Origin of the sequence: Massilia sp. LXY-6 (assembly GCF_051233485.1) — a bacterium.
GTDB lineage: Bacteria > Pseudomonadota > Gammaproteobacteria > Burkholderiales > Burkholderiaceae_D > Telluria.
Genome location: NZ_JBKFGF010000074.1, coordinates 16,628 through 30,445 on the forward strand (window position 1 = coordinate 16,628; position 13,818 = coordinate 30,445).

The 13,818-nt window shown below is 68.5% G+C and carries 9 protein-coding genes; 4 read left to right on the forward strand and 5 right to left on the reverse strand.

From position 1 onward, the window contains the following. Nucleotides 1-94: 94 nt before the first annotated feature. From leuD to ACI48D_RS24615, 3 genes are all read right to left on the reverse strand, one after another. A complete protein-coding gene (gene leuD, locus ACI48D_RS24605) occupies nt 95-733 on the reverse strand; it encodes a 3-isopropylmalate dehydratase small subunit (protein ID WP_435573874.1) in 639 nt (212 codons plus the stop codon). Nucleotides 734-748: 15 nt separating this feature from the next. Then, nucleotides 749-2,152 carry a 3-isopropylmalate dehydratase large subunit gene (leuC, locus tag ACI48D_RS24610; RefSeq protein ID WP_435573875.1) on the reverse strand — a complete coding sequence of 468 codons (1,404 nt, stop codon included), beginning with the start codon at nt 2,150-2,152 and terminating at the stop codon, nt 749-751. A gap of 115 nt (nt 2,153-2,267) precedes the next feature. Beyond that, nucleotides 2,268-3,161 carry a LysR substrate-binding domain-containing protein gene (locus ACI48D_RS24615; protein ID WP_435573876.1) on the reverse strand — a complete coding sequence of 298 codons (894 nt, stop codon included), beginning with the start codon at nt 3,159-3,161 and terminating at the stop codon, nt 2,268-2,270. A 96-nt stretch (nt 3,162-3,257) separates the two neighbouring features. On the opposite strand from ACI48D_RS24615, the gene thiL reads away from it, so the two are divergent. After that, nucleotides 3,258-4,232: a thiamine-phosphate kinase gene (gene thiL, locus ACI48D_RS24620; protein ID WP_435573877.1), complete on the forward strand. Its 975-nt coding sequence runs from the start codon at nt 3,258-3,260 to the stop codon at nt 4,230-4,232. Between the two features lie 41 nt (nt 4,233-4,273). Here thiL and ACI48D_RS24625 read toward each other — a convergent pair whose 3' ends face one another. Together ACI48D_RS24625 and ACI48D_RS24630 are read right to left on the reverse strand one after the other, a co-directional pair. Beyond that, nucleotides 4,274-6,850: an EAL domain-containing protein gene (locus tag ACI48D_RS24625; RefSeq protein WP_435573878.1), complete on the reverse strand. Its 2,577-nt coding sequence runs from the start codon at nt 6,848-6,850 to the stop codon at nt 4,274-4,276. A gap of 10 nt (nt 6,851-6,860) precedes the next feature. Then, nucleotides 6,861-8,837 carry an ATP-binding protein gene (locus ACI48D_RS24630; RefSeq protein ID WP_435573879.1) on the reverse strand — a complete coding sequence of 659 codons (1,977 nt, stop codon included), beginning with the start codon at nt 8,835-8,837 and terminating at the stop codon, nt 6,861-6,863. 296 nt (nt 8,838-9,133) lie between these two features. On the opposite strand from ACI48D_RS24630, the gene ACI48D_RS24635 reads away from it, so the two are divergent. The 3 genes from ACI48D_RS24635 to ACI48D_RS24645 are packed head-to-tail and all read left to right on the forward strand — an operon-like array spanning nt 9,134 to nt 13,400. Then, a complete protein-coding gene (locus tag ACI48D_RS24635; RefSeq protein ID WP_435573880.1) occupies nt 9,134-9,616 on the forward strand; it encodes a CinA family protein in 483 nt (160 codons plus the stop codon). 4 nt (nt 9,617-9,620) lie between these two features. Next, on the forward strand, nt 9,621-10,535 hold the full coding sequence (locus ACI48D_RS24640; RefSeq protein WP_435573881.1) for a metallophosphoesterase family protein: 915 nt from the start codon (nt 9,621-9,623) through the stop codon (nt 10,533-10,535). Between the two features lie 18 nt (nt 10,536-10,553). Further along, nucleotides 10,554-13,400, forward strand: a complete 2,847-nt coding sequence (locus ACI48D_RS24645) for a M16 family metallopeptidase (protein ID WP_435573882.1) — start codon at nt 10,554-10,556, stop codon at nt 13,398-13,400. Nucleotides 13,401-13,818: the final 418 nt, after the last annotated feature.

The following is a 13,818-nucleotide window of genomic DNA, read 5'->3' on the forward strand; positions in this document are numbered from 1 at the left end:
GGTCCGTCTGGTTTATCAATGCAAAATGCCGTTCACGATCTCACGTGAACGGCATTTTTTTGGCCCTGTTCGCGTCCACACCGGACGCCTGCCCCTAGCTCACCAGCCAGGGGGATTCTTCCCGCACCCTCGCCTCGTACGCCCGCACCTGCTCGGCCTGCAGCATCGACAGCCCGATCTCGTCGAGGCCATCGAGCAGGCAGCGCTTGCGGAACGCGTCGACTTCGAAGGCGTACACGGCGCCATCCGGCGCGCGCACTTGCTGGCGCTCCAGGTCGATGTCGAGCCGGTAGCCCGGCGTTTGCGCGACCTGTTCGAACAGGTGCCCGATCGTATCGGCCGGCAGCACCACCGCCAGCAGTCCGTTCTTGAAGCAGTTGTTGTAGAAGATATCGGCAAAGCTCGGCGCCAAGATTGCTCTGAAACCGTATTCGGCCAGGGCCCACGGGGCATGCTCGCGCGAAGAACCGCAGCCGAAATTCTCGCGTGCCAGCAGGATTTCCGCGCCCTGGTAGCGCGCCAGGTTGAGCACGAAGTCGGGATTCTTCGGCCGGACCGAGCAGTCCATGTCCGGCTCGCCATGGTCGAGATAGCGCCACTCGTCAAACAGGTTGGGGCCGAAGCCGGTGCGCGTGACGCGCTTCAGGAACTGCTTGGGCACGATGGCATCGGTGTCGACATTGGAGCGGTCGAGCGGGACGACCAGGCCGTCGAGTCGGGTAAATGGTTTCATTGGCTTTCCTTCACGTTACAACTGTTCGATGTCGACGAAATGGCCGGCGATGGCGGCCGCGGCGGCCATCGCTGGGCTTACCAGGTGGGTCCTGCCGCCCGCGCCCTGGCGCCCTTCGAAATTGCGGTTCGAGGTCGAGGCGCAGCGCTCGCCAGGGCCGAGGCGGTCCTCGTTCATGCCCAGGCACATCGAGCAGCCGGGTTCGCGCCACTCGAAGCCGGCCTCGAGGAAAACGCGGTCCAGGCCTTCCGCTTCGGCCTGCAGCTTTACCAGCCCGGACCCCGGCACCACCAGCGCCTGGCGGATCGTGGCCGCCACCCGGCGCCCGCGCACTACCGCCGCGGCGCTGCGCAGGTCTTCGATGCGCGAGTTGGTGCATGAACCGATGAACACTTTGTCGAGCCGGATGTCGGCGATGCGCGTGTGCGGCTGCAGGTCCATGTAGTCGAGCGCCCGCCAGGCGGCCTCGCGCCGCACCGGATCGTCCAGGAGCGCAGGATCGGGAATCGCCCCATCGATGCTGGCCACCATTTCCGGTGACGTGCCCCAGGTCACCTGCGGACGGATCGCCGAGGCATCGATCTCGACCACACGGTCGAATACCGCTCCGGGATCGGACACCAGCTCGCGCCATTGGCGCACCGCACGCTGCCACTGCTCGCCTTGCGGCGCATACGGCCGGCCCTCGAGATAATCGATGGTAGTCTGGTCGACCGCGATCATGCCCATGCGTGCGCCGGCCTCGATCGTCATGTTACACAGGGTCATGCGCCCTTCCATCGACAGGCTGCACACCGCCTCGCCCGCATATTCGATGGCATGGCCGGTGCCGCCCGCGGTGCCGATCGCGCCAATGATCGCCAACGCCAGGTCCTTGGCACCGACGCCGGGCGCGAGCCGCCCCTCGGCCCGCACCAGCATGGTCTTCGACTGCTTTGTGCGCAGTGTCTGGGTGGCCAGCACGTGCTCGACTTCCGAGGTGCCGATGCCGAACGCCAGCGCGGCGAAGGCGCCATGGGTGCTGGTGTGCGAATCGCCACAAACCACGCTCATGCCTGGCAGGGTTGCGCCCTGCTCGGGACCGAGCACGTGGACGATGCCCTGGCGCGCGTCGTCCAGCGCGAAATAGCGCATGCCGGTGTCGCGGCAATTGCGCTCCAGGGTCTCGACCTGATGGCGCGAGACGGCATCGCCAATGCCCCGGCTGCGTCCCTCGGTCGGGATGTTATGGTCGGACACGGCCAGGTTGGCGTTCAGGCGCCATATCGGGCGTCCACCCAGCCGCAAGCCGTCGAAGGCCTGGGGGCTGGTGACTTCATTGATCAGGTGGCGGTTGATGTAGATCGACGCCGTGCCGTACTCGTCCACGTGCACCACATGCTGGCGCCACAGTTTCTCGTAAAGGGTTTCCGGTTTCATGCTGGTCCTCATTGCTAAGTCGTCAAGTCGCTAGCGATGAGGATGAACCGGTGCGGCGCGGGCGTAAAGAATTGCTTTGCCATGCTGCCCTCGCGTGTCGCGATGGCAGTACGGATTACCGGGATGGCGGCAGCGAACGCAGGTGATCGAACAGCAGTTTTGCCGCCACCGACAGCGCGTCGTAGGAACGGACGCAGATCTCCAGCTCGCGGCACGCCCAGACTTCGTCCAGGCGCAGACTCTGGATCGCCAGCGCGCTGTAGGTATGCATGCTGGCGCGTGGCAGCATGCCGATCCCGAGGCCGGCTTCCACCATCAGGCACTGGGCGTCGTAGCCGGCTACCTGGATGCTCAGCTTCAGCGGGCGTCCGAGTTCGCTGGCCGCCTTCACCATCGTATAGTTCAGGCTGCTGCCCGCGTGCAGGCCGACGAATTCGTAATCCAGCGTCTCGGCGAACGACACCGACCCGCGGCCGGCCAGCGGGTGGCCGTTCGGCACGATCAACACCAGCTCGTCGGTGGCATACGGATAGACCTCGATGCCGTCGATATGCGGCACTTGCGTGAAGATGCCGATGTCGGCCAGATTGTCGGCCACGCCGCGCATAATGGCGGTGCTGACCTTTTCCTCGAGGTGCACCTGGACCTTGGGATAGGCCGAGCGGAACGATTTGAGCGCGTGCGGCATGAACTGGGTGATCACCGACACGTTGGCCTGGAGCCGTACCGAGCCGCGGGTGCCGCTGGCGAAGTCCTGCATCTGCGCCACCACGTTGTCGAGGTCGTTGATGATGCCGCGCGCCATATTGATCAAGGCAAAGCCGGCCGGCGTGGCGGCGATCCCCTTGTTACTGCGCACCAGCAGCTGGGTGTTCAACTGCGCCTCCAGCTCGCTGATGCGCTTGCTGACGGCGGCAGCGGCGATGTGGTGGCGCGCCGCCGTGGCGGCAATCGTGCCCTCTTCAATCACACTGACGAACAGGCGCATCGACAGAAGATCGAGTTTCATACAAACTGGGGGAAAAAGCTTACTCTAACACATGGTTCATGCCTTCCGGCACGCTATGGCGGCCCGGCCGGGTCCGCGTCACATTAGAATGGCGGCATGCTCTCCGAATTCGACCTCATCAAACAGTATTTCACCCGTGGCGCACGTCCGGATGCCTCCGGCCGCACCGTGCTCGGCGTCGGCGACGACTGCGCCCTGCTGGCCCCGACACCCGGCATGCAGCTGGCCGTCTCGTCCGACATGCTGGTCGAGGGCCGCCACTTCCTGGCCGGCGCCGATCCGTTCGACCTCGGCCACAAGTCGCTGGCCGTGAACCTGTCGGACCTGGCGGCGATGGGCGCCGCGCCGCTCGGCTTCACGCTGGCGCTCGCCCTGCCCGGCGCCGAACCCGCCTGGCTGGACGGCTTTTCGCGCGGCCTGTTCGCGCTGGCCGACTTTCATGCCTGCGAACTGGTGGGCGGCGACACCACCAAGGGTCCGCTGAACATCTGCATCACCATCTTCGGCGAACTGGCGCCCGGCACGGCGCTGCGGCGCGACGCCGCCCGTCTGGCCGATGACATCTGGATCTCCGGCACCCTTGGCGACGCCCGCCTGGCGCTGGCCGCCTGCCTGGACGAGATGACCCTGAGCGATGCGGACCGGCGGCAGGCCGCGCCGCGCCTGCACGCGCCCACGCCGCGCGTGGCCCTGGGCCGGCTGCTGGCCGAAGGACGGCTGGCGCACGCGGCGCTGGACATCTCCGACGGCCTGGTCGGCGACATCAAGCACATCCTGGCGGCCTCGAAGGTCGGCGCCGTGCTCGACCTCGACGCGCTGCCGGCCGGCCCGGCCCTGGCGCGCCAGCCGCGGGATCTGCGGCGCCGCTTCACGGCCGCCGGCGGCGACGACTATGAACTGTGCTTCACCGCGCCGGCGGCCAAGCGCGACGCGATTCTGGCGGCCGGCGCGCGTGCGGGCACGCCGGTCACGCGCGTGGGCCGGATCGAGGCCGAGCCGGGCCTACGGTTCATCGATGCCGACGGCGCGCCGCTGTCATTGAACCTGCACGGCTGGGATCACTTCGCGTAGCGTGGGCACCACGTGCCCACGCGTGACGTCCACCCTGCAAATCACGCGACCCGCTCGTCGCGCGGCGTCTTGCGGTCGTCATACGGCCCGTGCGTCAGCCAGTAGTGGCGGAAGGCCAGGCGCACGTTGTCGCGCAGCTCGTTGTCGTTCCAGGGCTTGGTGTAGAAGCGATAGATGGCGCCGCGGTTGATCGAATCGAGCACCGTCTCCACGCCGGTGTAGCCGGACAGGATGATGCGGATGGTGTCCGGATACATCTCCTTCACCTTGCTCAGGAATTCGGTGCCGCTCATCACCGGCATGCGCTGGTCGCACAGGATCACCTGCACCCGGTACAGCGCCAGCAGCTCGAAGCCCTCGGCCGGCGTGGCCGCCGTCAGCACCCGGTAGTTATCGCGCCGGAACAGGCGGTGCAGGCTTGCCAGCACGTTGACGTCATCGTCCACCACCAGCAGGGTCTGGACGTTGCGGTCGTCCGCCGCCGGCCGGCTGGGCTGGGCGCGGTTCTCCAGCACCAGCTTGCCCAGCTCGTCGGGCGGCAGCGCGCGCGCAAAGTGGAAACCCTGGATCTCGTCACAGAAATAGCGGCGCAGCAACGCCATCTGGGCGCGCGACTCGACGCCTTCGGCAATCACCTGCATGTGCAGGCTGTGCGCCATGCTGATGATGGCCAGGGCGATCGCGGCATCGTCCGGATTGGTCGTGATGTCGCGCACGAAGGCGATGTCGATCTTCAGCTTGTCTATCGGGAAGCGCTTCAGGTAGGCCAGGCTCGAATAGCCGGTGCCGAAGTCGTCGATCGCGATGCGGATGCCGAGCGCCTTCAGGCTCTCCAGCACCTGGATCGTGTGCTCGAAGTTCGACATCAGCGCGCTCTCGGTCAGCTCCAGCTCGAGCAGGCCCGGCTCCACCTTGTGCTTCTGCAGCGCGGCGCGGATGTCGCCCTCGAGGTCGCCCTCGGCGAACTGGCGGCTGGAGACGTTCACGGCCACCCGCACGTCGCGCACGCCCTGCCTGTTCCAGGCGGCGATCTGGCGGCAGGCCTCGTCGACGATCCAGGCGCCGACCCGCACCACCATCCCGGTATCCTCCATCACCGGCACGAACTCGGCCGGATAGATCAGGCCGAAGCCGGGGCGGCGCCAGCGCAACAGGGCCTCGACCCCGCTGACCCGGCCCGTATTCAAATCGAGCTTGGGCTGGTAGTGCAGTTCGAACTGCTCGCCGTCGAGGGCACTGCGCAGCGCCAGCTCGAGATCCAGGCGCGCCAGCACCTGTTCGTTCATGCCGGCCGTGAAGAAGCGGTAGCCGTCGCGCCCGGCCTCGCGGGCGCGCACCATCGCCACGTCGGCGTACTTGACCAGGGTGCCCGGATCGAGCGCGTCGTCCGGGTACATGGCGATGCCGATGCTGGCCGTCAGCGCCGCCTGCTGCCCGTTCAGGTCGAACGGCGCGCGCAGCGCTTCGCGCACCGCGTTGGCGACACCGACCGCCTCCTCTTCCTTCTGCTCGCGGGTGGTGGTGAGGATCAGCGCGAACTCGTCGCCACCGAGGCGCCCGATGGTGTCGCGCAGGCGCACGCAGCGCACCAGGCGCGTGCTGAACTGGCGCAGCAGCTCATCGCCCAGCGCCGGGCCGAGCGAGTCGTTGATGATCTTGAAGCGGTCGAGCGTGATGAACAGCACCGCGATGCGCCAGTTCTTGTCCTGGGCCAGCTCGATGGCGTCGCGCAGGGTCTGGAAGAACAGGGTGCGGTTCGGCAGGCCGGTCAGGCTGTCGTAGTTCGACATGTGTTTCAAGCGCTGGGCCGCGTGCAGGCGCTCGCTAATGTCGCGCGCCACCGCGATCAGCATGCGCATCTGGTCGAGCTGCTGCAGCTTCCAGCTGATCTCGACCGGCACCGCGCCCTGCCCGTCGGCGCGCAGCAGCTCGGTCTCGACGATGTCGTGCTCGCGCGGCGCGGCGTCGGCGTCGGTGTAGCGTTCGAGCTGGGCGCGCTCGGCCAGGCCCAGCGCCACCGGGTCGATGCGCAGCAGCGCCTCGCGCGAAAAGCCCAGCATGCGGCAGGCGCCGTCGCTGACGTCGAGCATCGCCATGTTGCGCGCATCGACCAGGAAGATGGCGTCGGCGGTGGCATCCATCGCGCCGCGGAAGCGCTGCAGCTCGGCGGTGCGCTCCCTCACCTTGCGCTCCATGCGCGCGCCGTGCTCGCGCGACTCCTGGTGGAACAGGCGCACCTCGAGCAGGTTGCGGATGCGGGTCAGCACCTCGACCGTGTCGAACGGCTTGCCGATGAAGTCGCGCGCCCCGGCCTCGAGCGCGGCCAGCTTCTTGTCCGGCTCGGCCGTCACGACCAGCACCGGCAGCCAGGACTCGCGTTCCATCGGCTTCAGCGCTTCCATCACCTGGAAGCCGTCCATGTGCGGCATCTGCAGGTCGAGGATGATGAGGTCGAAACGGTGCTGCAGGTGCAGCGCGGCCACCTGGCGCGGATCGGTGGTGCTGGCCACCTGTTCGTAGCCGGTGGTCTTGAGCAGGAATTCGAGCAGCTGCACGTTCACCGGTTCGTCGTCGACGACCAGGATGCGCGCACGCCGGATATCCGAAGGCGAGATCATAGCGCTAACCTCATGGGGCGGTCCTTTCTTCAGCGGCGCGCTGGGCCAGCACGCCGTCAATGGCCTCATTGAATTGTTCGATGTCGATCGGCTTCGTCAGGTAGCGGGCGAAGCCGGCCGACAGGCCGCGCTCGATATCGCGCGGCATGGCGTTGGCGGTGAGGGCGATCACCGGAATGTGCGCGGTGTCCGGGTCGCGCCGCAATTGCGCGAGTACGTCGAAGCCGCCCATGCCGGGCAGGTTCAGGTCCATCAGGACGATCGCCGGGCGGTGGGTGTGCGCCAGCGCCAGGCCGGCGTGGCCGTCCGGGGCCGCCAGCAGGCGCAGGTCGGCGCGGAAGCCCACGATTTCCTGCACCAGCCGCAGGTTGGCCGGATTGTCCTCGATGTACAGGATCAGGCGCGGCGCGGCGCCGTGCGCAGCCGCCGCGGGCTGCCCTGCGCCCGGTTCCGCCGGCGCTTCCGGTTGCGCCAGCGGGGCTGCCGCGGACAGCTCGATCCAGAACGTGCTGCCGGCACCGGGACTGCTGGTGACGCCGATCTCGCCCTTCATCAGCTCGACCAGGCGCTTGGTGAACACCAGGCCGATGCCGGTGCCTTCCTGCACGCCATTCTCCTGGCCGAGGCGGTTGAAGGGCTGGAACAGCGCGGCCACCTGGTCCGGACGCAGGCCCATGCCGGTATCGACCACCGACAGGCACAGCCGGTCCGGCCCGCAGGCGGCGCACTCCAGCGTCACCGCCCCGCCCTCGCGGTTGTACTTGACCGCATTCGACAGCAGGTTGAGCAGCACCTGCTTCAGGCGGGTGCGGTCGGCCGCCACCTGCGCCGCCACATGCTCGGGGAATGCGACGCGGATGCCGCGCGCCGCCGCCAGCGGCTCGATCATGGCGCGGCATTCGGCCAGCACCTCGGCCAGCCCCACCGGTTCCATCGACAGCGTCAGCGCGCCCGCCTCCACCTTGGCCAGGTCGAGCACCTCGTTGATGAGTGTCAGCAGGTGGCGCCCCGACTTCAGGATGTGGCCGGCGAATTCCGTCTTCTGCGCCGGCGTGGTGGGCAGCTTGTCGGACGCCAGGATCTGGGCGAAGCCGAGGATGGCGTTGAGCGGCGTGCGCAGCTCGTGGCTCATCGACGACAGAAACGCCGACTTGGCCTGGTTGGCGTTGCGCGCCTCGTCGATCGCCAGCTCCAGCTCGGAATTGGCCAGTTCCAGCTGCATGGTGCGCTCCTGCACGCGTTGCTCGAGCTCGCCGTTCAGGCGCATCACTTCCTGCTTCGAGCCTTCCAGGGCCAGGGTGCGCTGCTCGATCTCGGTCAGCATCGCATTGAAGGAATCGACCAGCGCGGCCGCCTCGTCCTCGCTGATGCGCGGCGCGCGGCGCGAATAGTCGCGCTTTTCCACCACCTCGCGCGCGATGGTGGTGATGGCGTCGATCGGGGTCGTGATCGTGTGCCCCAGCCGGCGCACCAGCAGCCAGGCGGTCAGCAGCGCCAGCAGGGTGGTGCCGATGCAGATCAGGAGATAGTCGCGCATCCGCTCCACCATCAGGTTCGAGGAGCGCAGGTAGACCGTGCCCAGGGCATCGCCGTTCTCGGCGATCGGCCTGTACAGAATGAGGTCGTCGCCCTCCTTGCGGTGCCCGGCCTTGCCCGGATGCGGCGGGAAGGCGCTGCCCTCGCCCGGCGCCAGGTAGGACGCGAACAGCGCGCCGGCCTCGTCGTAGATGGCGGCCGCGCGCACCGTGGGCCGCGAGCGCAGCATGGCCAGGTTCTCGCGCGCCAGGCGCGGGTCGTCGAACGACAGCGCGGCCGAGGTCATGTGGCCAACCAGTTCGGCCTGGGTCGAGAGATCGTTCAGCAGCGCGCGCTGGTAGGCGCGCAGGTCGTAGGCGACCAGCGCGCCGACCGACACCGCCAGCGCCGCCAGCGTGGTCGACATCACGATCGTGACCAGCTTCGTGCGGATCGAGCGCTGGCCGATCATCCCGCCTCCGTCGTACGCCGCACCGGCGATTTCAGCCGCGCCGGCCCCATGTGGCGTTGCGTGAAACGTTCGAGCGGCATGTCAGTCCATCATCAAGAAGAGAACACTACCGGGACGAGCCCGGCAGGCGTGCAGGATAGCAGCAGCCTCCCGAACGATGTCGCACGGAACGACATCGAATATTTACACTGTCCACTGTCGCATGGCTTTTAGTTAACGTTTTTTACGCGCACCGGACCGAGGCGCGCTAGAATGATCCGGCGCAGTACAAACGGAGAGGGAGAGGAGCGACAGACATGGAGAACGACATTCTTGAACTTGCGGCCAAGGTCGGCAAACTGCTCGAAACGAAAGGCCTGCTGCTGGCCACCGCCGAGTCCTGCACCGGCGGCGGCGTGTCCCAGGCCATCACCGAAATCCCCGGCTCGACCGGCTGGTTCGAATGCGGCTTCGTGACCTATTCGAACGCGTCCAAGTCCGAGATGCTGGACGTGCCGGCCGCGCTGATCGCCCAGTGCGGCTCCGTCAGCGTGGAGGTGGCTGGCGCGATGGCCGAGGGCGCGGTCGCCAACAGCAATGCCGACGTGGCCGTGTCCACCACCGGCATCGCCGGCCCGACCGGCGCGGTGCCGGGCAAGCCGGTCGGCACGGTCTGCTTCGGCTGGTCGAAGGGCGGCACCACCTATACCGAGCGGCTGGTGTTCCAGGGCGACCGCCGCGCCGTGCGCGAACAGACGGTGGCGCACGCACTGGCCGGGCTGCTGCGCTTCCTCGAGTAAGGAGGTGCCGGCTTTCGCGACCCGCGCAGGCCTGGCGGCCGGCGGCCTGCTGCTGGCCGCCGCCGCATCGGCTGCCGCAGCACCTGCCGGCACACCAGCCGCCGTTACCGTCTACGCGGCCGGCGACATCGCCCGCTGCGCGTACAGCGATCCGGCGTATTCGGGCGCGGCCGACACCGCCCGCACCGTCGCCGCCGGCCTCGCCGCCGACCGCGATGCCGTGGTGCTGACCCTGGGCGACCACACCTATCCGCACGGCAGGGCGCAGGAATTCGCCGACTGCTACGGCCCGACCTGGGGACAGTTCAAGGACCGCACCTGGCCGGCGCCCGGCAACCACGAGTACTACACGCCGCACGCCGCCCCCTACTTCGCCTACTTCGGCGAACGCGCCGGGCGCGGTTATTACAGCCTGGAGCTGGGCAGCTGGCACGTCGTTTCCCTCGACAGCAACCTGGCTCCGGCCGAGCATGCGGCGCAACTGGCGTGGCTGCGCGCCGACCTCGCCGGCCATCCGGCGCGCTGCACGCTGGCGTTCTGGCACCATCCGCTGTACAGCTCGGGCGGACATGGCAGCATCCCCAAGATGCGCGATGCATGGCGCCTGCTGCAGGAGGCCGGTGCCGAGCTGGTGCTGTCCGGCCACGACCACGACTACGAACGCTTCGCGCCGCAGGATGCCGACGGCCGCCTGGACCGCGCGCACGGCATGCGCCAGTTCGTGGTCGGCACCGGCGGCGCCTACCCAACGCCGTTCCTGTTAACGGTAAAAAACAGCGAGATGCGCGACAGCGGCCGTACCGGCGTGCTGCGCCTGCGCCTGCTGGACGGCCGCTACGAGTGGGAATTCCTGGAATCGGCCAGGCTCACGCCGCTGGGCCTGCCTTCTCCCGACCGCGGCAGCGAGGTCTGCCACTAAGCCATCCACGGAGTTTTCATGCACATCCGCCTGTCGTCGCTCCTGACTTCCCCGCTGTTGAGCTGTCTGCTGATACTGGCCGTCGCCGCGCCGTCCGGGTCGGCGCAGACCGCGCAGACCGCCCATAACCCGGCGCTCGCTGCCCTGCCCCAGGTCGCCTACGAGAAGACCACGCTGCCCAACGGCCTGGAGCTGATCCTGATCGAGGACCACCGCCTGCCGATCGTCGCCGTGAACGTCTGGTACCACGTCGGCCCGGCCAACGAGGTGCCGGGCCTGACCGGCTTCGCCCACCTGTTCGAGCACATGATGTTCGCCGGTTCGCGGCACCTGCCGCGCGGCCTGGCCGACCGCCTGCTGGAAGGCGCCGGCGCCACCGACAGCAACGGCAGCACCGACTACGACCGCACCAACTACTACGACACCGTGCCGTCGAACCAGCTGGAGCTGGCGCTGTGGGTGCACGCCGACCGCATGGGCTACCTGCTCGACGTGCTCGACCAGACCGCGCTGTCGAACCAGCAGGACGTGGTGCGCAACGAGCGCCGCCAGAGCGTCGAGAACCGCCCCTACGGCATCGTCGAGGAGGCGATGAACCATGCGCTGTTCCCGAAGAACCACCCGTACTACGCCTCGGTGATCGGCTCGCACGCCGACATCCAGAACGCGAAGCTGGCCGACGTGCGCGACTTCTTCACCCGCTACTACGGTCCCAACAACGCCAGCATCGTGATCGCCGGCGACATCGACAAGGCGAAGACGCGCGCCCTGGTCGCGAAATACTTCGGCAGTTTCAAGCGCAGCGCGCCGGTGGCGAAACCGACCGTGAGCACGCCGCCGATCACCCGCGAGCGCCGCCTGACGGTGGCCGACCGGGTCGAGCTGCCGCGCGTCTACATGGCCTGGCTGACGCCGCCCGCCTACCAGCCGGGCGACGCCGAGCTGGCGGTCACGGCCCAGATCCTGGCCGGCGGCAAGGCGGGACGCCTGTACAAATCGCTGGTCTACGAGCGCCAGATCGCCCAGGACACGGCGGCGGCGCAGAACTCCAACGCCCTCACCTCGACCTTCGTGATCGACGTCACCGCCCGCCCCGGCCATGAAGCGTCGGAGCTGGAAGCCGCCATCGACGCCGAGCTGAACGCGCTGCGCGACGTCGGCCCGTCCGACCTGGAAGTCGAGCGCGCGCGCAACACGATCGAGACCGCGATGCTGACCTCGATCGAGAAGCTGGGCGGCGCGGGCCTCGCCAACCAGGTCAACCAGTACAACCAGTACACCGGCGACCCGGGCTACCTGCCGAAGGACATCGCGCGCCTGCGCCGGGTCAGCGCCGCCGACGTGCAGCGCGTGGCGCGCAGCTACCTGCAGCCGAATGCGCGGGTGGTGGTGGCGGGCGTGCCGGGCAAGCCGGAGCTGGGACCGGATCCGGTGGCACAGCCCATCAAAACGGGCACGCGGGCTGCCAGCAGCCTTGCCCCGACCGGCATCAACCGCGACGAAGCCTGGCGCCGCCAGCCGCCGAAACCCGGTCCGGCGCCGAAGTTTACGCTGCCGCAGGGCGACAGCTTCCAGCTGCCGAACGGCTTGCGCGTGATCCACCACTACAATCCGGCGCTGCCGCTGGTGGCGGCCGAGCTGGTGGTCAAGAGCGGTTCCGACGCCAACCCCGGCGACCAGCCCGGCCTGGCCGGCTTCACCGCCCAGATGCTGCCGGAGGGGACCGCCACGCGCAGCGCACCGCGCATCGCCGACGAGGTCGCGCAGCTCGGCGCCTTCCTGGGCAGCGCCAGCAGCCCGGACGCGTCCACGGTGTCGCTGCTGTCGCTGCGCTCGACCTTCGCGCAGGCGCTGGACGTGCTGGCCGACGTGGTCCAGCATCCAGCCTTCCCCACCGCCGAAGTCGAGCGCCAGCGCGCGGCGCGCCTGGGCGAACTGACCCAGCAGCGCGACGACCCGGCCCTGGTGGCGGCGGTCGCCGGCGCCGGCGCGCTGTACGGGGCACGGCACCCCTACGGCTACGGCCAGCTCGGCACCGAGCAGGCGATCCGCGCCGTCACCCGCGACGACCTGTACCAGTTCTGGCGCCGCCGCTACGTGCCCGCCAACGCGGCCCTGATCGTCTCCGGCGACATCTCCCTGGACGAGCTGCGCGGCCTGGCCACCAACCGCTTCGGCGGCTGGCCGCGCGCCGTGCCGGCGCCGTCGCTGCCGGGCGACCCGGACGGTACGCGCGCGCGCCTGGTGATGGTCGACAAGCCGGGTGCCCCGCAGACGGCGCTGCGCGTCACCCAGGTGGCGACGAACCGCAAGACACCCGACTATCCGGCCCTGCAGGTGATGAACGCCGCGCTCGGCGGCCTGTTCTCGAGCCGCATCAACCTCAACCTGCGCGAAGACAAGGGCTACAGCTACGGCGTGTTTTCAAGCTTCCGCTACGACCGCACCCCCGGCCCCTTCGTCATCGCCGGCAGCGTGCGCACCGACGCCACCTCCGCCTCGATCGCCGAGATTTTCAAGGAGGTGCGCGGGATCCGCGCCAAGCCGCTGCCGCCGGCCGAACTGGCCGGCGCGCGCGACTCGCAGGTGTATTCGCTGCCGGGCCAGTTCGAGACCAACAGCGCGATCGGGGCCAGCCTGGCCGAGACCTGGGTGTTCGACCTGCCTCTCGACTATTGGCGCACGCTGCCGGAGCAGCTCCGGCGCGTCACGGCGCCGCAGGTACAGGCGGTCGCGAACAAATACCTGGCGCCGGAGCGGATGAAAGTGATCGCCGTGGGCGACCGGGCAAAGGTGCTGCCGCAGCTGAAGGACCTGGGGCTGGGGCCGCCGGAAATGCGCGATGCGGATGGGCAACTGCAGTGATCTGTCTCAATCGTAACGTCGAACTCACCGGCTCCCTGTTAATCTAAATGCACAGATAGGGGGGATCCATGGTTAGTCGGCGTGACATACTTATCCTGGGCAGCACGGCGTTGTTGTCCGCTTGCGGTGGTGGAGGCGGAGGTGGAGACGGTGGCGCGAGCCGGACCAACAGCGGGACCGGTCCCGGCCCCGCGCCGGCGCCGCCCCCGCCCCCGACCCCGGCGCCCGGCGCGGGCGGTCCTCCTGTTGCCGGACCGTATGGAATGCCCATCGCAGACTGGTCCGGTGCACTGCAGTCCAGCGGCAACGTGCAACTGGTCGCGAGCGACCAGCCATCGGCCATGCCATCCAGCAAGGCTCTCCGTCTCGGCTGGGCCCAGACGCCGACCACCGCCCAGCAAAGCGTGCTGGCGACGGC

Coding starts and splice junctions, on each gene's coding strand:
- leuD (WP_435573874.1), bottom strand. CDS start 733: ATGAAACCATTTACCCGACTCGACGGCCTGGTCGTCCCGCTCGACCGC.
- leuC (WP_435573875.1), bottom strand. CDS start 2,152: ATGAAACCGGAAACCCTTTACGAGAAACTGTGGCGCCAGCATGTGGTG.
- ACI48D_RS24615 (WP_435573876.1), bottom strand. CDS start 3,161: ATGAAACTCGATCTTCTGTCGATGCGCCTGTTCGTCAGTGTGATTGAA.
- thiL (WP_435573877.1), top strand. CDS start 3,258: ATGCTCTCCGAATTCGACCTCATCAAACAGTATTTCACCCGTGGCGCA.
- ACI48D_RS24625 (WP_435573878.1), bottom strand. CDS start 6,850: ATGATCTCGCCTTCGGATATCCGGCGTGCGCGCATCCTGGTCGTCGAC.
- ACI48D_RS24630 (WP_435573879.1), bottom strand. CDS start 8,837: ATGATCGGCCAGCGCTCGATCCGCACGAAGCTGGTCACGATCGTGATG.
- ACI48D_RS24635 (WP_435573880.1), top strand. CDS start 9,134: ATGGAGAACGACATTCTTGAACTTGCGGCCAAGGTCGGCAAACTGCTC.
- ACI48D_RS24645 (WP_435573882.1), top strand. CDS start 10,554: ATGCACATCCGCCTGTCGTCGCTCCTGACTTCCCCGCTGTTGAGCTGT.